This is a genomic window from Rhizobiaceae bacterium (assembly GCA_023953845.1).
In the GTDB taxonomy this organism is placed as follows: domain Bacteria; phylum Pseudomonadota; class Alphaproteobacteria; order Rhizobiales; family Rhizobiaceae; genus Arvimicrobium.
The window spans coordinates 476,006-493,041 of the sequence record JAMLJC010000002.1; the positions used below are offsets into that span (position 1 = coordinate 476,006).

The 17,036-nt window shown below is 63.4% G+C and carries 17 protein-coding genes and 1 tRNA gene; 12 read left to right on the forward strand and 6 right to left on the reverse strand.

Going from position 1 to position 17,036, the window contains the following annotated elements; genetic code table 11:
• The first annotated feature begins 97 nt into the window (after positions 1-97).
• Positions 98-520 carry a helix-turn-helix transcriptional regulator gene (locus M9955_24330; protein ID MCO5084774.1) on the forward strand — a complete coding sequence of 141 codons (423 nt, stop codon included), beginning with the start codon at positions 98-100 and terminating at the stop codon, positions 518-520.
• A 50-nt stretch (positions 521-570) separates the two neighbouring features.
• Positions 571-1,812, forward strand: coding sequence for an FAD-dependent monooxygenase (locus tag M9955_24335; GenBank protein MCO5084775.1), 1,242 nt, complete (start codon positions 571-573; stop codon positions 1,810-1,812).
• Here M9955_24335 and M9955_24340 read toward each other — a convergent pair.
• Positions 1,804-2,322: a hypothetical protein gene (locus M9955_24340; GenBank protein ID MCO5084776.1), complete on the reverse strand. Its 519-nt coding sequence runs from the start codon at positions 2,320-2,322 to the stop codon at positions 1,804-1,806. The genes M9955_24335 and M9955_24340 overlap by 9 nt on opposite strands.
• 348 nt (positions 2,323-2,670) lie before the next feature.
• Here M9955_24340 and M9955_24345 point away from each other — a divergent pair, with 348 nt between their 5' ends.
• The 3 genes from M9955_24345 (at position 2,671) to M9955_24355 (ending at position 4,943) form a co-directional block, all read left to right on the forward strand.
• A complete protein-coding gene (locus M9955_24345; GenBank protein MCO5084777.1) occupies positions 2,671-3,249 on the forward strand; it encodes a TetR/AcrR family transcriptional regulator C-terminal domain-containing protein in 579 nt (192 codons plus the stop codon).
• A gap of 31 nt (positions 3,250-3,280) precedes the next feature.
• Positions 3,281-4,300, forward strand: coding sequence for a ketol-acid reductoisomerase (gene ilvC, locus M9955_24350; protein ID MCO5084778.1), 1,020 nt, complete (start codon positions 3,281-3,283; stop codon positions 4,298-4,300).
• 349 nt (positions 4,301-4,649) lie between these two features.
• Positions 4,650-4,943: a PilZ domain-containing protein gene (locus M9955_24355; protein ID MCO5084779.1), complete on the forward strand. Its 294-nt coding sequence runs from the start codon at positions 4,650-4,652 to the stop codon at positions 4,941-4,943.
• A 28-nt stretch (positions 4,944-4,971) separates the two neighbouring features.
• Here M9955_24355 and M9955_24360 read toward each other — a convergent pair whose 3' ends face one another.
• Positions 4,972-5,451, reverse strand: coding sequence for a BA14K family protein (locus M9955_24360; GenBank protein MCO5084780.1), 480 nt, complete (start codon positions 5,449-5,451; stop codon positions 4,972-4,974).
• Between the two features lie 138 nt (positions 5,452-5,589).
• Here M9955_24360 and M9955_24365 point away from each other — a divergent pair, with 138 nt between their 5' ends.
• The 3 genes from M9955_24365 (at position 5,590) to M9955_24375 (ending at position 8,788) form a co-directional block, all read left to right on the forward strand.
• Positions 5,590-6,702 (forward strand): endonuclease/exonuclease/phosphatase family protein, encoded by a 1,113-nt coding sequence (locus M9955_24365; GenBank protein MCO5084781.1) that lies wholly within the window; start codon positions 5,590-5,592, stop codon positions 6,700-6,702.
• Between the two features lie 8 nt (positions 6,703-6,710).
• A complete protein-coding gene (locus M9955_24370; protein MCO5084782.1) occupies positions 6,711-7,439 on the forward strand; it encodes a hypothetical protein in 729 nt (242 codons plus the stop codon).
• 89 nt (positions 7,440-7,528) lie between these two features.
• Positions 7,529-8,788, forward strand: a complete 1,260-nt coding sequence (locus tag M9955_24375; protein MCO5084783.1) for a sodium:proton antiporter — start codon at positions 7,529-7,531, stop codon at positions 8,786-8,788.
• Between the two features lie 12 nt (positions 8,789-8,800).
• Here the strand turns inward: M9955_24375 and M9955_24380 are convergent, their stop codons facing one another.
• Genes M9955_24380 through M9955_24390 form a run of 3 tightly spaced genes read right to left on the reverse strand, consistent with a single transcriptional unit; the run spans position 8,801 to position 12,010 of the window.
• Positions 8,801-10,012 carry an ABC transporter permease gene (locus tag M9955_24380; protein MCO5084784.1) on the reverse strand — a complete coding sequence of 404 codons (1,212 nt, stop codon included), beginning with the start codon at positions 10,010-10,012 and terminating at the stop codon, positions 8,801-8,803.
• Positions 10,012-10,713, reverse strand: a complete 702-nt coding sequence (locus tag M9955_24385) for an ABC transporter ATP-binding protein (GenBank protein MCO5084785.1) — start codon at positions 10,711-10,713, stop codon at positions 10,012-10,014. The genes M9955_24380 and M9955_24385 overlap by 1 nt, the downstream gene beginning before the upstream one ends.
• 4 nt (positions 10,714-10,717) lie before the next feature.
• Positions 10,718-12,010 (reverse strand): efflux RND transporter periplasmic adaptor subunit, encoded by a 1,293-nt coding sequence (locus tag M9955_24390; GenBank protein ID MCO5084786.1) that lies wholly within the window; start codon positions 12,008-12,010, stop codon positions 10,718-10,720.
• Between the two features lie 111 nt (positions 12,011-12,121).
• Between M9955_24390 and M9955_24395 the strand changes: the two genes are divergently transcribed.
• Together M9955_24395 and M9955_24400 are read left to right on the forward strand one after the other, a co-directional pair.
• A complete protein-coding gene (locus M9955_24395) occupies positions 12,122-13,045 on the forward strand; it encodes a PhzF family phenazine biosynthesis protein (protein ID MCO5084787.1) in 924 nt (307 codons plus the stop codon).
• 101 nt (positions 13,046-13,146) lie between these two features.
• Positions 13,147-13,222 (forward strand) — tRNA-Lys (locus M9955_24400).
• Between the two features lie 117 nt (positions 13,223-13,339).
• Here the strand turns inward: M9955_24400 and M9955_24405 are convergent.
• The gene (locus tag M9955_24405; protein MCO5084788.1) at positions 13,340-14,260 is read right to left on the reverse strand and encodes a DUF4214 domain-containing protein; all 921 of its coding nucleotides are present in this window, start codon (positions 14,258-14,260) and stop codon (positions 13,340-13,342) included.
• Between the two features lie 185 nt (positions 14,261-14,445).
• Here M9955_24405 and M9955_24410 point away from each other — a divergent pair, with 185 nt between their 5' ends.
• Positions 14,446-15,159: a trypsin-like serine protease gene (locus tag M9955_24410; GenBank protein MCO5084789.1), complete on the forward strand. Its 714-nt coding sequence runs from the start codon at positions 14,446-14,448 to the stop codon at positions 15,157-15,159.
• 133 nt (positions 15,160-15,292) lie between these two features.
• A complete protein-coding gene (locus tag M9955_24415; protein ID MCO5084790.1) occupies positions 15,293-17,032 on the forward strand; it encodes a type I secretion system permease/ATPase in 1,740 nt (579 codons plus the stop codon).
• Positions 17,033-17,036: the final 4 nt, after the last annotated feature.

Below are 17,036 nucleotides of genomic sequence, written 5' to 3' on the forward strand. Positions count from 1 at the left end.
TTGCTCTCAAAATGAGACCAGCACTAGAATAAGAATTGATCCATATCCGTAAAGAAGGCAGTTTCTCCGCTCCTAGGCACATGGAAGGAACCATCCCATGGATGGACGGGTCGTGAACCTGCGCACCAAGCTGGAAATCTACCGGGCGTCTTCGCCGGAGCAGAGTCTGGCCGATTGCCCGATCCGCGACGTCATCCAGACGATAAGTGGACGCTGGAGTTCGCTGCTCATGACCGCGCTGGCGGAACGTCCCTATCGCTTCGGAGAACTGCGTCGCCTCGTGCCGGACATTTCGCAGCGCATGCTGACGCAGACGCTTGGAGAGCTGCAAAGGGACGGCTACGTCCATCGCGAGGTTTTTGCGACGAAGCCGCCCATGGTGGAATACAGCCTGACCGATCTCGGCCGCTCCATGTATAGCGCGCTGGAGCAACTGCTGCACTGGGCGGAACTCAATCATGCGAATGTGCGGGAAGCGCGCACACGTTTCGATGACGCGCATGGCAAATCGTCGCCTTGATCCGGCCGAGCAACTGTCGGTAACTGCCGCCCGTTGAAACGGGCGGGACTGTGAAGATACCAAAACAGATAGCAATCGCCGGCGCGGGGCCGGCCGGTCTTGCCGCGGCTCTCTATCTTGGTCGGACTGGCCATCGGGTCACGATCTTCGAACGCTTCGATGCGCCGAAGCCGGTAGGCTCGGGATTGATCCTGCAGCCGACCGGACTGACGGTGCTTGCCGATCTCGGCCTGCTGGACCGCATCCTCGCGCTCGGCGCGCGCATCGACCGGCTCTACGGCGCCGACGCAAGGAGCGGGCGGACGGTGCTCGATGTGCGCTACGATGCGCTGAAAGGCGGAAGGTTCGGGCTTGCGGTGCATCGGGCCGCCCTCTTCAACGTGCTTTTTGACGCGGTCAGCGAGGCCGGGATTGCCGCCGAAACGGGCGTCGACGTCGCCGATGTCGAGCATGATGGCGAGCGGGCGTTTCTGATAACGGGAGAGGGGCGGCGCATTGGCGGGTTCGATCTGGTGATCGATGCGTCCGGCGCGCGGTCGCGGCTGAGGCGACGTGCCGATCGCAGCGCGGAACCGAAGCCGCTCGCCTATGGCGCGTTCTGGGCTTCGCTCGGCTGGTGCGACGGGTTTCAGCGCAACGCGCTGACGCAGCGCTACGACCGAGCAAGCGTGATGATCGGCGTGCTGCCGATCGGCCGGGCCGAGGCTGGCGGCGAGGAGATGGCCGCCTTCTTCTGGAGTCTGAAGCCGGACGCTGCCGAGCGGGTGAAGGCTGCGGGCATCGATGCGTGGAGGGAACGGGTCGGCTCGTTCTGGCCGGAATGCGCGGCATTCACGGACCAGATCGACGGTTTCGAGCAGCTTTCTCTGGCGCGCTACGGTCATCATACGCTGGCGCGGCCGGCGGGGCGCAGGATGGCGGTGATTGGCGACGCCTCGCATTCGACCAGCCCGCAACTGGGGCAGGGAGCGAACATGGCGCTGCTCGACGCCGCGGCGCTGGCGCATGCGCTGAAGACGAGCGGCAGCCTCGAAGACGCGCTGGAGGCCTATTGCCGGGCGAGGCGCTGGCATCTGCGCCTCTTCCAGTCCCTGTCATGGATGTTCACGCCTTTCTACCAGTCGGACTCGGTGTTCTTGCCCTTTCTGCGTGACCGACTGGTGGCGAGCATCGCCCGCATTCCGCCCGCGCCGCAATTTCTCGCCGCGATGGTGGCCGGAACCGTCATCGATCCTTTCGCGAAGGCGGGGCTGGGGGAACATTCTTGGGCAAGGAAACGGCAATCAACCTGATAGGCGCAGCCATCCTCGTAGTCGGGGCGGAAGGATCGTACCGCCTGCCTCCGTCACCAAGAGAAAGATGACAGTACGCGCGACATAGGAAGGCTTGTCCATTCCAAGAGTTTGTACGTGAACCTCACTCGGATTGCGCGGCAACCAAGCAAAGCCGCGAAACCATCGCCTTTTTGGCAATAGAGTTGGATCGTATAGCGTCAATGAGACGCCCCACTCGTTTGCGGTACCATTTATCGGTCGGGCGGTCTCGACATCCTTCCATGCAATTGAGAAGCCGATTCTGGTGTCCGTGAGACCGTCGTCCCCGATCGTCAGCCGGCCATCACGTTTGAAGCCGTCATGCAGCGTCCGCCAAGCGGCAATCAGCAAACCGGGAACACACCAAGCTGCGAATATTAATAATCCAAGTTTAAAAATAAAATCTAGGATACCTTCGATGTATGTAAAGAAAAATACCATACCCGCCATGGCGGTGCTTAGCGCCACTAAGCAATAGAAAATGCCCACGCCTATGTGCCATGTCCGACGAGGCTTTATAATTAAAGGAAGATTCACGGAAACAGGCGGCGGTGAACTGTCACGAAGTGTCGGGATGCCAGGAATCTGGATTGAGCTTGGCCGCTGCATACGATTTTCCAAACGTGTTGGACAAAGGGATAGCTTCTGTCGGTAAAAATCTCGCATGTCCGATTGATTCACATTCCCGTTGACACGAAGGGCGTTGGCCAGTACCGAACCGTAACGTACGGTACGGTATTGGTTTAGGCGGCTTCAGGCGTGGATCAGTCGGCAGAGCAGGAGCAGGGAGCGCTGACGCCCCGCCAGCAGGCGGTGCTCGATGCCGTGCTCGACCTGATGGCGGAGGAGGGCGGCGGCTTCTCCATGACCGCCGTGGCGCGGCGCGCCAACTGCTCGAAGGAAACGCTCTACAAATGGTTCGGCGACCGGGATGGCATGCTGACCGAGACGGTGCGCTGGCAGGCGTCGAAGGTGCGCGCCGGGAATTACGACCGCCAGAAACTCGATGCGGCCGCCTTGCGGGAAAGCCTTGAACGTTTCGCAGCCAACTGGCTGTCCGTCATCTCCAGCCGCACCTCCATCGCGCTCAACCGCGTGGCGATCGGCGGCGCCGCCTCGAAGGAGAACAATCTGGGCCGGATCGTGCTCGCAAATGGCCGGTTCGCCATAGGAGAACGCATCAAGCCGCTGCTGGAGGCAGGCCGTGCCGCCGGACTCCTTGCCTTCGACGATGCCGAGGAGGCGTTCCGTACGTTCTTCGGGCTCGTCGGACGCGACGTGCAGATCCGGCTGCTGCTTGGCGACAGGCTGGACATGACGCAGGGCATGATCGCGCAGGATGCCGCCCGCACCGTGGACCAGTTCCTCATCCTTTTCGGAACGGCGGATGCCGCTCCGGGAAAACACCTCACTTGAAAATTCAACCAAAGCAAGGAAACGTCTGACAATGCGCGTTTATTACGATCGTGACGCCGATCTCAATCTGATCAAGGGCAAGAAGGTCGCCATCATCGGCTATGGTTCGCAGGGCCGCGCCCATGCGCTGAACCTCAAGGAATCCGGCGTGAAGGACATCGCCATCGGCCTCAAGGCCGGCTCGGCGACGGCCAAGAAGGTGGAGGCGGACGGCCTCAAGGTCATGTCCGTGGCCGAAGTGGCAAAGTGGGCAGACCTGATGATGATGGCGACGCCGGACGAGTTGCAGGCCGACATCTACCGTGACGAGATCGCGCCAAACATCCGCGACGGCGCGGCGATCGCCTTCGCCCACGGCCTCAACGTGCATTTCGGCCTGATCGAGCCGAAGAAGACGGTGGATGTTCTTATGGTCGCGCCGAAGGGTCCCGGCCACACCGTGCGCGGCGAGTATCAGAAGGGCGGCGGCGTGCCGTGCCTCGTGGCCGTGCATCAGGACGCCTCGGGCAACGCGCTCGACCTCGGCCTTTCCTACGCCTGCGGCGTGGGCGGCGGCCGTTCGGGCATCATCGAGACCAACTTCAAGGAAGAGTGCGAGACCGACCTGTTCGGCGAGCAGGTCGTGCTGTGCGGCGGTCTGGTCGAACTCATCCGCGCCGGCTTCGAGACGCTGGTGGAAGCCGGCTATGCGCCGGAAATGGCCTATTTCGAGTGCCTGCACGAAGTGAAGCTGATCGTCGACCTCATCTATGAGGGCGGCATCGCCAACATGAACTACTCGATCTCCAACACCGCCGAGTGGGGCGAATACGTCTCCGGCCCGCGCATCATCACGGAAGAGACCAAGGCCGAGATGAAGCGCATCCTGAAGGACATCCAGACGGGCAAGTTCACCTCGGAGTGGATGCAGGAGTACCGTTCGGGCGCGGCGCGCTTCAAGGGCATCCGCCGCATGAACGACTCGCACCAGATCGAGCAGGTCGGCGAGAAGCTGCGCGGCATGATGCCGTGGATCGCCAAGAACAAGCTCGTCGACAAGGCGAAGAACTAAGGGCGATCCACGGGTTTTCCGTTTGCCCGTCCTCGCGCTCCGCGCTGTGGGTGGGCGGGAGGATCGCCGAGAGCAAGCTGGTGGACAAGGCGAAGAACTAAGGGCGATCCACGGGTTTTCCGTTTGCCCGTCCTCGCGCTCCGCGCTGTGGGCGGGCGGGGAATCGCCAAGAACAAGCGGGTGGACAAGGCCAGGAACTAAGAGCGATCCACGCTTTCCACTTGCTGGAAACATCGACGCCCGTGGCTCAGGCCACGGGCGTTTTGCGTCAAAGCTGCCCCATTCCGGCACAAATCGGCTGGCACGAGCTTTGCAATGGGAGAATCCGGAAGAGTTAGGGAGATCCGAGATGGAACCCATTGCGGAAAAGTCGATCGGCCTGAACGGCGCGGTGTTCGCAGACCGCAGGACGGAACTGCGCCGGCGCGTTCTGAAAGGGGCGCTCGTTTATTACAACAAGGGCTACAGCACCTTCGAGTGCGCGGTGCGCAATATCTCGGAGAACGGCGCGCAGCTCAGTCTCAGCGGTGATTTCCCGATACCTGCGGAGTTCGCGGTGCGCGTCGACGGCAGGCCGGGCCGTCCGGCCGTCGTGCGGTGGCGTTCCAGCACGGCGATCGGCATCCAGTTCACGGACGAATAGCAAGAGTTGTCCCGGAATGGGACACGCCCTAGTCGAAAGGCGAGACGCAGATCTTCCTCGGTCCCTTGTCCGGCTGGTAGGTGTTGTCCTTGGCGCGATAGCTCCGGTATTTCGAGTAGCACCAGTCGACATGATCGGCGGACAGGTTCTGCACGCGATAAAGGGTGCGCGTTCCGGTGTATTTGGGCGCCCTGGGAATGGGGGCCGGCCTTATCTTCTGGACGTTCAGGTCAAGCTGCTGATCCGGCGGCTCGTAGCGGTATCGCCCGAAGCGATTGTCGTGGCCCGGGTCGAAGCGGCCAATATCGGGCGTGATCGTATGGCGCGGGATGGTGTTGACGCCGCCCTGACCGATACCGCAATTGCCGATCGTGCCGCAAAGGTCCTGCACCCTGATGATCGGGAGCCCTGCGCCGGACGGAGCTGACGCCCTTGGCAAAGCGTTTGCCGGGGCGCCGGAGAGCGTCGCCGCAAGCGGGAGGCACGCCCCGAGAATCAAACGGAACATCGCGTTGTTCTGCATGACTCATACATAGCGTGCCCCTGGTCATTTCCCAAGAAGCCGATCCATACCCTCAACCGACGTCACCCGGCAGCGCGGCTGACCGCTTGTGTTTCGAGGCGGGGCAGGGCAAACCTGCCGACGATGTCGCTGCGCCTTGCCACCTTCAACGTCGAAAACCTGATGCGCCGTTTCGATTTCTCCGGATTTCGAAACCAGCTCAATGAGGATCGCACGCTGACGCTTTTCGAAATCAAGGATGAGGCGGAATACCGGCTGCTCGAAAAAGCCCGGACTATCGCCCACACCGACGACACGCGACAGATGTCGGCACTCGCAATAGCCGAGACCCGGGCGGACATCATCTGCCTGCAGGAGGTTGATGACATCGAGGCGCTCAAGGCCTTCGAATACGGCTACCTCTTCAAGATGATCGGCGAGGGATACCGGCAGAAATATACCACCGCCGGCAACGATTCGCGCGGCATCGACGTGGCGTTGATGATGCGCGAGGAGACCGCGCACGGCCAGCGGATCGAGTTCGTGCGCATGACCAGCCACGCCTCCGTCACTTACGAACAGCTCGGGCTGCACACGCCGGAGCTTGCCGCACTCGGCAACGAGCCGTTCGAGCGCATCTTTCGCCGCGATTGCCTCGAGATCGACGTGACGGTCGGCGGCGTGCCGCTGACGCTCTATGTGCTTCATCTCAAGTCGATGACCGGCACGCGCGGCAATCTCACCGGACGCGATGCCTCGATGCCGATACGCATGGCCGAAACCATGGCTGTGCGGCGCATCATCGAAGACCGTTTCGGCAGGGAACATGCCAGGGACAAGCGCTGGGTGATCTGCGGCGACATGAACGACTATCGCGAGCGCGTGCTGATCACCGGCAACGGCCATTCCGGTTTCCAGTTTCAGCCGGTGCGCGAGCCGCAGTCGGCGCTCGATGTGCTGCTGAAGGACGGTTTCGCGGAAAACGTCGTCGAGCGGCGGCCTGAACTCGACCGCTGGACGCTCTATCATACCCGTGGCCCGCAAGAGCGGCATCTCTGCCAGCTCGACTATATCCTGCTTTCGCCCGCTCTGGCGCGGCAAAACGGCAAGGCCGTTCCCGACATCATCAGGGGCGGCCAGCCGTATCGCACGCCGTTTCCGCCGGGACAGGAAGTCGAGCGCTATCCGCGTGTCGGCTGGGACCGGCCGAAGGCTTCGGACCATTGTCCGGTCGCCGTCACGCTCGATATCGTCTGAGGCGCATCATGACTTTCGTCCTTCCGCGGGATGCCGTCGTTCCGGTGGAGGCGGTCGAGGTGCGGCTCGATCCTGCGCCGCATCCCTTCGAGATCGAGAATGCGGAGGCGATCGAGGAATACTGGCGTAAGGCATCGGCGGAGAATCCGGCGCTTTTCGACGGCCGGCTGGTGCTGCATTCGGATCTTGCCTATCGGGATCGAAAGCTGGTCGGCACCTGCCGCGAAGTGCGCTTCGCGACGTTCCTCTACTGGCGCGAGCGGCGCGGCGCCCAGTCGGCGGAGCATGCCTATGCGCATGCCGCTCTGGTCTCCGGCGACAACCAACTCGTCGCGATCCGCATGGGAAAGCACACAGCCAATGCCGGCTCGGTCTATTTCGCCGCCGGGTCCTTCGAGGCGACCGATTTCGTGGACGGCTGGGTGGACGTAGACGCCAACATGACCCGCGAGGTGGGCGAGGAAACCGGGCTGGATATTTCGACGGTCCCGCGCGACCCGGGTTATCATCTCTATTCGCGAAATGGTGGCACCGTCATCATACGGCGATACTACCTGCCGCAAACGGGACGCGAGATCGCGGACCGTATCGAGCGCTTCGTGGCGGCGGAAAGCGATCCGGAGATCGAGGGGCCGGTGCTTATCTCCTCGGCCGACGCCCTGCCGGCCGGCACGAAACCGTATATGGCGGAGATCGTGCGCTGGCATTTTTCGCAACCGGCGCGGCACCGGACATAGTGCTGCGGCCGGACGAAAAGCGCCCGCGCCGGTTGTCGGGCCGATCGGAGTTCCTTTAGGTATCATCAGATACGGAAGACGGGGGCGTCATGACGGAATTCGAGATCGCGGCGTTGCTGCTGACGCTTTCGGCGTTGTTCGGCTGGCTGAACATCAAGGTCCTGAAGCTGCCGCATACGATCGGCCTGCTGGTCATGGCGCTGGGCTCCTCCATGGCGCTGCTGCTGGTCAACGCCGCCTTTCCCTCATTCGGGCTCGCGGAAGCGCTCCAGCACGTGATGGGCGAGATCAACTTCTACACCGCGCTGATGGAGGGCATGCTGTCGATGCTGCTCTTCGCCGGGGCGCTCCATGTCGATCTCGGCCTGCTCAAGGACCAGAAATGGGCGATCGGCATCATGGCTACCGTCGGCGTGGTGATTTCGACGGCGGTGGTCGGCGTCGGCCTCTGGGCGGTCGCATCGCTGCTCGGCTTCGATCTGCCTCTGATCTGGGCGCTGGTATTCGGGGCGTTGATCTCGCCCACCGATCCGGTGGCGGTGCTCGGCCTCCTGAAGACCGTCAACGTGCCGGAGTCGATCAAGGCGAAGATCGCTGGCGAATCGCTCTTCAACGACGGTGTGGCGATCGTCATGTTCAGCATGCTGGCGACCATCGCCATGGTTACACCGGACCAGCAATCGCCGACGGTGTGGGGCGTCGCGGAACTGCTTGTCTATGAAGGCATCGGGAGCATCGTGTTCGGACTCGTCACCGGCTGGATCGCCTACCGGGCCATGCTGGCGATCGACGACCATGTGGTCGAGATCCTGATCTCGCTGGCGGTGTGCATCGGAACCTATGTGGTCTGCCACCGCCTCCATCTCTCGGGGCCGATCGCGGTCGCCGTCTGCGGCCTGCTGATCGGCAATCACGGCGTCGAACAAGCCATGAGCGAAAAGGTCGAGGAGTATCTGTTCGCGTTCTGGGAAGTCGTGGACGAGATGCTGAATTCGGTGCTCTTCCTGCTCATCGGCCTCGAAGTGCTGGTGATCGCCTTCGACTTCTCGAACTCGTGGATCATCTTCGCCGCCATTCCGATCGTGCTGATCGGACGCTTCGTCTCGGTGGCGACGCCGATTTCGCTGCTTTCGATACGGCAGACCTTTTCGCGCGGCGCGATACCGATCCTGACCTGGGGCGGGTTGCGCGGCGGCGTGTCGGTCGCGCTGGCCCTGATCCTGCCCGATGGCGGCCCGAAGACGCTGCTGCAGGGCGCGACCTACGCCGTCGTCATCTTCTCCATCGTGGTGCAGGGACTGACGATGAAGCGCGTCGTGGGCAGAGCGAGCGGCTTGAAGGCCGCCTGACGGTTAGCGCGGCTATTCGTGCCTCAGCGCTTCGATCGGGTCCAGCCGCGCCCCGCGTAGCGCCGGGAAGAAGCCGAAGACCATGCCGATCAAGGCCGAGAAGCCGACGGCCAGCAGGATTACGAGGACGCTAGGCGAAAACGGGATCGACAGGGCGAAGGACGCGCCGCCGGCAAGCCCGAGGCCGATGGCGATGCCAATCAGGCCGCCGAGCAGGGAAAGCACGGTCGCTTCCACCAGAAACTGGATGAGGATGTGCTTCTCATGTGCGCCGATGGCGAGGCGGATGCCGATCTCGCGCGTGCGCTCCGTGACCGAGACCAGCATGATGTTCATGATGCCGATGCCGCCGACCAGCAGACTGACGCCGGCAAGCGCGCCGAGCATGCCGGTCATGCTGGTGGTGGCGCTCGTCATGGCGTCGGCGACCTGGGTCATGTCGCGCACGGAAAAGTCGTCATCGCGATCCGGTGCGACGCGGCGTGTGTCGCGCAGTATGTCCTCGATCCGCTGCTGGAGGACCGAGGTCGAGGTTCCTTCCTCGGCCGCCACATAGATCGTGTCGATGTCGCGATTTCCGGCGATGCGGCGCTGGAACGTCTTGAGCGGCATGAAAACGACGTTGTCCTGATCCTGCCCGAAGCCGGAAAAGCCCTTGGGTTCGAGCAGGCCGATCACCTTGCAGCTGACGCGGCCGACGCGGATCGCCATGCCCTCGGGGTCACCCGTGCCGAAGAACTGCTTGCGCACGGTCTCGCCTATCAGACAGCTCGCCGCGCCGCTGCGCGTCTCCGAATCGCTGAACTCGCGGCCCGAGACGACCTTCCAGTCCCGCGCCATCAGATAGGCGTTGTCGGTGCCGGTCACGGAGACGGAGAGGCTTTCGGTACCGAAGACGACGCGCACGGTCTTCTGCGAGGCCGGCGAGATGGCGCGGGCGCCTTCGAGATGACTGGCCAGCGCCGAAACCTCCTTGTCGCCAAGCTGGCGGATCACCGGTTCGGGGCCTGAGCCGGGCACCGGCGGACGGCCGGGACGCACGACCAGAAGATTGCTGCCGAGCTTGGAAATGTCGCTCTTGACCTTCTCGGTGGTGCCGGTGCCGATGGTAATCATGGCGATCACGGCCGCGACGCCGATGACGATGCCGAGCAGCGTGAGAAACGAGCGCAGCGCATTGCGGCGGACGGACCGGAGAGCCAGGCGGACGGTCTCGAAGAACATCAGGCCGCCTCCAGATTGAAAGTGTCGGAGGCGACGCGCCCGTCAACGAACGAGATGGTGCGCCGGGCATAGGCCGCGATGTCCGACTCGTGCGTCACCATGACGATGGTCAGTCCGAGCTCGTCATTCAGACGGTTGAGCAGTTCCATGATCTCGTGGCTGCGGGACGTGTCGAGATTGCCGGTCGGCTCGTCTGCCGCGAGCAGCGTCGGACGGCTGACGATGGCGCGGGCGATCGCCACGCGCTGCTGCTGGCCGCCTGAGAGCTCGGCCGGCGTATGCCGTTCGCGGCCTTTCAGCCCAACCTCCTCAAGCGCTTTCATCGCCAGTTCGCGGCGCTCCGTCGCGCCGACGCCGCGATAGATCAGCGGCAGCTCGACATTTTCCACCGCCGTGGTGCGCGGCAGGAGGTTGTAGCCCTGGAACACGAAGCCGATGTAGAGATTGCGGAGCGCGGCCCGCCGGTCGCGGTCCAGCCGGCCGGCATCGATGCCGCCGAAGCCATAACGGCCCCGCGTCGGCGTATCGAGGCAGCCGATGATGTTCATCGCCGTCGATTTTCCGGAACCGGACGGCCCCATGATGGCGACGAATTCACCCTGATCTATGGAGAGATCGACGCCAGCCAGCGCGTCGACGCGAGCCTCCCCTTCGCCGTAGGTTTTCCAGACGTCGCGGAATGTGATGAGCGGCTCCGACACCGGCTCAGCTCCGGCTCTCGCTCGAACTCACGATCACGCTGTCGCCGTCGTTGAGGCCGGAGATGATCTCGGTAAGGTCTCCGTCGGTCGCGCCGACCGTCACCTTGACGGGTTTCGGCTGGCCGTTCTCGAGAACATAGAGCGTGCGCGATCCGTCTGCGGGGAGGGCACGCTGCTGCTGCCGCTGCGGCCGGGGCATTCGCGGCATGAAGAGGCTTTCAAGGCTCCAGCTGCTGCGCTGCTCGGCGACCGGAGGCCGGAAACGGAACGCGGCGGCGGGAACGGTGAGCACGTCCTTCGCCTCGCGCGTGACAACGGCGACGGTCGCCGTCATGCCGGGACGCAGCAGCATCTCCGGGTTCTCGACATCGAGGCGCGCGTCATAGGTGACGACGCCGTCGGTCGTGACGGATGCATAGGCGATGTCGCGGATGCGCGCGTCGAAAGTGTGTCCGGGGAAGGCGTCGACCGTGAAATGAGCCCTCTGGTCGGCGGAAACCATGCCGATGTCCGCCTCGTCGATCGCGGCCTTGAGCTCCATCTTGCGCAGGTCGGCGGCGATGACGAAGAGCACCGGCGCCTGCAGGGAGGAGGCGACGGTCTGGCCGGGGTCGACGGAACGCGTCAGCACAATGCCGTCGATCGGCGCGTAGATCTTCGTCTTGGAGAGGTCCGTCTGCTGGAGCCTGAGCTGCGCTTCCGCGATCTGGAGCTGCGCTTCGGCAACCGAAACGGCGCTCGCAGCGCGGTCGCGGGCGGCGAGCGCCGTTTCGACGGACTGGCTGGTCGCCGTGCCTTTTTTCGCAAGCTGCTGCGTTCGATCAAGTGTGCGCTGCGTTTCGTCGAACGTCGTCTTTGCCTGATTGATCTGGGCGCGTACCGATACCGCCGACGCCTCGGCACCCTCGACCTGCGCCGCGAGACGGGCGGTGTCGAGCTCCGCCAGCACGTCGCCCTTCTTCACCGGCTGGTTCTCATCCACCAGCACGGCGCGGACGACGCCAGACAGTTCGCTCGAGATGTCGACCTGCACCAGCGGCTGCAGCGTGCCGGTCGCCGTTACCTCGACCGTGAGATCGCTCCGCTCTACCGGCTGGGTCTGGAAAACGGTACGCGTGGAGGGCTGCGAAACCCAGAACCAGGCGCCTAGCGCGCCGGCTGCGATCAGCACCGCCGCCGCGAGATAGGCCCAGATGCGCCGACGCATGCGACGGCGCTTGCCGCCCGTATCGAGAGCCAGAGCCGTCTCGATCGACGGCAGTGTTTTCGGCTGTGGCCGATTGACAATCTGGTCTATGACAAACCCCTATGGTGCCGCAGCGTCCCGACTGACCGAAAATCGGTCTGTCGCGGTCGGATTTCAAATTAATTTTCCGCCATGTTCGCGGCGGTTTAAGGATCGAATCTCGTGTCCGCCCGCAAGTATCTGCTCTACGACGTGTTCACCGATAGGGCGTTTGCCGGCAATCAACTCGCCATCGTGCTCGACACGGCCGGACTGGATACCGCCGCGATGCAGGAGATTGCGCGCGAGTTCAACCTGTCGGAGACGGTGTTCGTGCTCGGGCGAGAGGAGAACCGCGCCAGGATCCGCATCTTCACGCCGGCGCACGAGCTTCCTTTCGCCGGCCATCCGACGGTGGGAACTGCCGTGGCGCTGCGCGACGCCGGCATTCCGGCCGACAATGACAATCACGAGAGCGACGCCGCGATCCTGGTTCTGGAGGAGCGCATCGGACCGATCCGCTGCCTCGTCAAGCGCGACGGCCGAGGCGCCTTCGCGGAGTTCGGCCTGGCCAGGCTGCCGGCGAAGGCAGATTTCGAAATCAGCCGCGAGCAGGCGGCGGCCGCTCTTGGGATCGGACCGCACGACATCGGCTTCGAAAATCACACGGTCAGCGTCTGGAACGCGGGGCTGCCCTATGTAAGCATTCCGGTCCGCGATCTCGACGCCGCGGCGCGGTCCTCGCTGGATGTGCGTCTTTGGCTGGAGATCGTCGGTGCAAGGATCGACGACCAGAATCCGGCGGCCTATGTCTATTGCCGCGAAACCGTCGCGCAGCAGAACGCTCTGCACGCGCGCATGTTCGCCGGACATCTCGGGATTCCGGAAGACCCGGCGACAGGGTCGGCCGTTGCGTCGCTGTCCGGCGCGATCGCCATGTTCGACCGTCCGCTCGACGGTACGACGGAATACTGGATAGAGCAGGGGCTGGAAATGGGCCGCCCGTCCGGCATCCGGCTGGAACTCGACATGCGGGACGGCGAGCTCAGTGCGGCGCGCATCGGCGGTTATGCCGTAAAGGTCGGCGAAGGTGTCATCTACAGGTAGCCGCTCCAGCGCCGGTTCCGCCGTGATTGCGAACTAACTGGTTTTCCGGACTGGACAGGTCGTCATGGCGAGGCTATATGCCGCTCGCCGTTACTGGCGTTGGGTGTGTAGCTCAGTTGGTAGAGCAGCTGACTCTTAATCAGCGGGTCCACAGTTCGATCCTGTGCACACCCACCAAAAACCACTTGATATGACAAGACTTTAGCTGGCGGCACGATCCGTGCTGCAGAGACCGGCGGCTTCAAATTCCCGTGTCGCGCGGGATATCGACCGGACGTACCCGGCGTGGCATCCTCAACGCCAGGCGAATACGATGTGACGCATATGGCCTCCCGTAAGGGCGGCGAGCGTGCCTCTCACCGCCGGAATGGCCGGGCTGCGCATCGTCACGAAACGTTGGAAGCCCATGCCCTGCAGCATGGCGACGATGCAGGCGACGTTGGGGGCGAAGAAGTTCGTCGGATCGGCGTTGAGCGATTTCAACGGCAGGAAGCGCATCGCCGGCCTGCGCAGATTGTTGAGACTCGTTGCGGTCTCGACCACGATGCGTTCACGCGACATGGCGGCGGCCTTTTCGAGGCCACCCAGCGGGTCCTTCAGATGATAAAGCACGCCGAGGAAGAGGACGACGTCGAAGGTGCCAAGTTTTGCGGGATCGAGGTCGAAGAGATCGACCTCGTGGCTGTCGCATTTCGAAGCGAACTCGGCGTGGGCGTAGTCGTAGCCTGCCTTGGTGCCCCATCCCGGGCCACCCCAGCAGAACCAGTCCGTGGAAAGCACGCGGCCGGCGCCGCGCCGCTCGGCCTCGAACGAGAAGAAGCCGTCCCATGCGCCGATGTCGAGCACGCTCTTGCCGGCGACGCCGTCCCGGAAGATCGCATCCGCCTCGCGCTTCAGCGTATCGAGGGGCTTGATTCCATTTACCCGGCGGCCGTCCGGAAATTCCATGGAATGGAACCAGTGAATGCCGCCCTGCCTTTCGAAAGCCGCGATTTCAGGATGAACGAGACCGGCCGCGCGCCGACGCTCCTCCGGAAGCGCGCGGAATTCCTCGCTGCCTGCGAGAATGCGCAGCACCTCGCTTCGCGTGATCGCCGCCGGCGCGAGGCTGTCGTAGTAGGCGCGGGCATGGTCGTCGAGAGCTCTGCCCAGGACCGCCTGGTAGAGGCGTCCAATCTCGTCGAGACCGATACGATCGTCGGTTTGCGCACGCATCACAACTTCCCCCTACGTCTTTGGACAAGCAGACGGTGGCGTCCGAACCCCGCGCAAACGCCTGAAAAGACCTTACGATCGCCATTGTCAGCTTATTTGAGACAAAGTTCGGTTGAAAGTACCGCCGCAGCGAATTCAACTATGGCTGTCCGATTCGCATGATTGCAAAGAATGGAGGACAAGGTATGCGCAGGCATTTCCACGTCGCCTTCATCGGAGCCGTTGTCGCGCTTTGCCTGCCGGCAGGCGCCCCTGCCGCGGAGGAACTGGCGGCGGCATCGGTCGGGGGTATGGCGGCAGTTCCGGACAATGCGGGCGCGATCGGAAGGGTGCATCCCGGCAGCGGACGCTATTGCACCGGTACGCTGGTCGCCCGGAAAACCGTCGTCACCGCGGCCCACTGTCTCGTCGATCCGCGCTCCAAGCGCTGGATTCGCGCGGAATCGCTGCACTTCCTCGGCGGCTATCGCATCGGCCAGTACGACTATCACGCGCGTGTCGCCAGCTATACGGTCAGCCCCGCCTATAATCCGAAAGAACCGCAACGGAGCCTTGCGGCCGACTGGGCGATGCTGACTTTGACCGACACCCCCGACGAGGGCGCTCCCATCCGCTCGCGTCGCGGCGAGGCCGGGAACATGGTGGGCGAGGTGACGGGCTATGCGATGCAGAAGAAATACGCCCTGTCGACCTCCGAGCCCTGCAAGATGCAGAAGATCGGTTTCCTGTTGTTCGGCGAATGCAAGGCGCTTCTCGGCATGTCGGGAGCGCCGCTGATCGATGTCGCGACCGGAGAAATGCTGGGCATCCAGGTCGCGGCAGGCAATCGGGAAGGTCGCGACTTCATGGTCGCTGTCCCTGCAAGCAACTGGAGGAAGGCGCTCGAGGGAGCGCGGTAGGTTCGATACAGCTCCGGGAACGTCGCCGGCGCATAGCCGTTAGAGCAGTTGCGCCGGTTCGGGGCTGGTTTTATATGGGCGCGTGAACTGCGGGGGAAGTTCACATCAACCTGAAAAGAGTGGGCTGGGCCAGGTGAGTAAAGCGGACAATCTCCTGTCGCAGGCGTTTCGTGCGGGACGCGGCGGCTTCATTACTGCGCTGGTCTTCAGCTTCTTCATCAATCTTCTGGCTTTCGTCGGACCGCTCTACATGCTGCAGGTCTACGATCGCGTCATCACCAGCCGCAACGAGACGACGTTGATCATGATCACGATCATCGCCGCCTTCCTTCTGGTGGTTTTCGGCGTCCTGGAGCGAGCGCGCTCGGCCGTGCTGATCCGGGTCGGCGCCGTGTTCGACGCGACGGCCAAGGACAAGCTGTTCGCCGCGATCGCCAAGGGCAGCCTGCGTGCGCCGAACCAGATCGGCGCGCAGGCGTTGCGCGACCTCGACAGCGTTCGCGAATTCATGACCGGCAACGGCCTGATCTCTTTCTGCGATGCGCCGTGGGTGCCGATCTTCGTCGCCGGCTGCTTCATCCTTCATCCCTATTTCGGCTACGTCGCCCTGACCGGGGCCATCATCATCTTCCTGCTTGCGCTGGGCAATGAACTCTCGACGCGCGGGCATCTGAAGGAAGCTTCGCAGAGCTCGGTCGTCGCCAACAACTGGGCGACCGCGGTGTTCCGCAACGTCGAGGTGCTGCACGCCATGGGCATGATCAATGCCCTTCGCGGCCGGTGGCGCAAGCAGCATGACGCGGTGATCGGCTGGCAGGCGAAGGCCAGCGATAGCGGCGGCACGTTCATTGCCGCCACGAAGTTCGTCCGTGCCTTCCTGCAGATCTGCATTCTCGGTGTCGGCGCCTATCTCGTCATCGAGGGGACCGCGTCGCCCGGCGCCATGATCGCGGCGTCGATCGTCATGGGACGCGCTTTGGCTCCCGTGGAGGCCTCGGTCGCCAACTGGCGCGGGTTCGTCAGCGCCAGGTCCGCGCGGAGCCGCATCCTGAAGCTGCTGGAGGGCGTGCAGGACGACCAGAATCGCGTCATGTTGCCGAATCCGCAGGGCGTCGTTTCCGTCGAAAACCTCATCGCGTGCCCTCCGGGAACACGCACGCCGACGCTGCGGGGTGTGTCGTTCGCGCTGAAGGGAGGCGACGTGCTCGGCGTCATCGGGCCGAGCGCGGCCGGCAAGTCGACCCTTGCGCGGGCCCTCGTCGGGGTCTGGCCCTCCGTATCGGGCGCGGTGCGACTCGACGGTTCGGATCTGCAGCACTGGTCCCCGGAGCAACTCGGGCAGCACATCGGCTATCTGCCGCAGGATATCGAACTGTTCAGCGGCACGATTGCCGAGAATATCGCGCGTTTTCTGGAGGATGACGACAGCAAGATTATCGAAGCGGCTAAACTTGCCGGCGTGCATGAGATGATCCAGCAGTTGCCGGATGGATACAACACGCGCATCGGCGATCAGGGGGCAGGTTTGTCGGGCGGCCAGCGGCAGCGCATCGGACTGGCTCGCGCCTTCTACAACCGGCCGGCGCTGATCGTTCTGGACGAACCCAACTCGAACCTCGACGCCGAAGGCGAGGCGGCCCTCATCAACGGTATCAAGGTCGCCAAGGAGCAGGGCTCCACCGTCGTCCTCGTCACACATAAGACAAATGTTCTCGGCATTGCCGACAAGGTGCTCGTGCTGATGAACGGTCAGGTCCAGCATTTCGGGGATCGCCAGTCGGTGCTGGGCAAGCTGATGGGCCCGCGCGTCGCGCAGCTCAATCAACCCGATACCGCCAGCGCAAACGAGCCCGTAACTGCCGGTCAGGCGTAGGAAG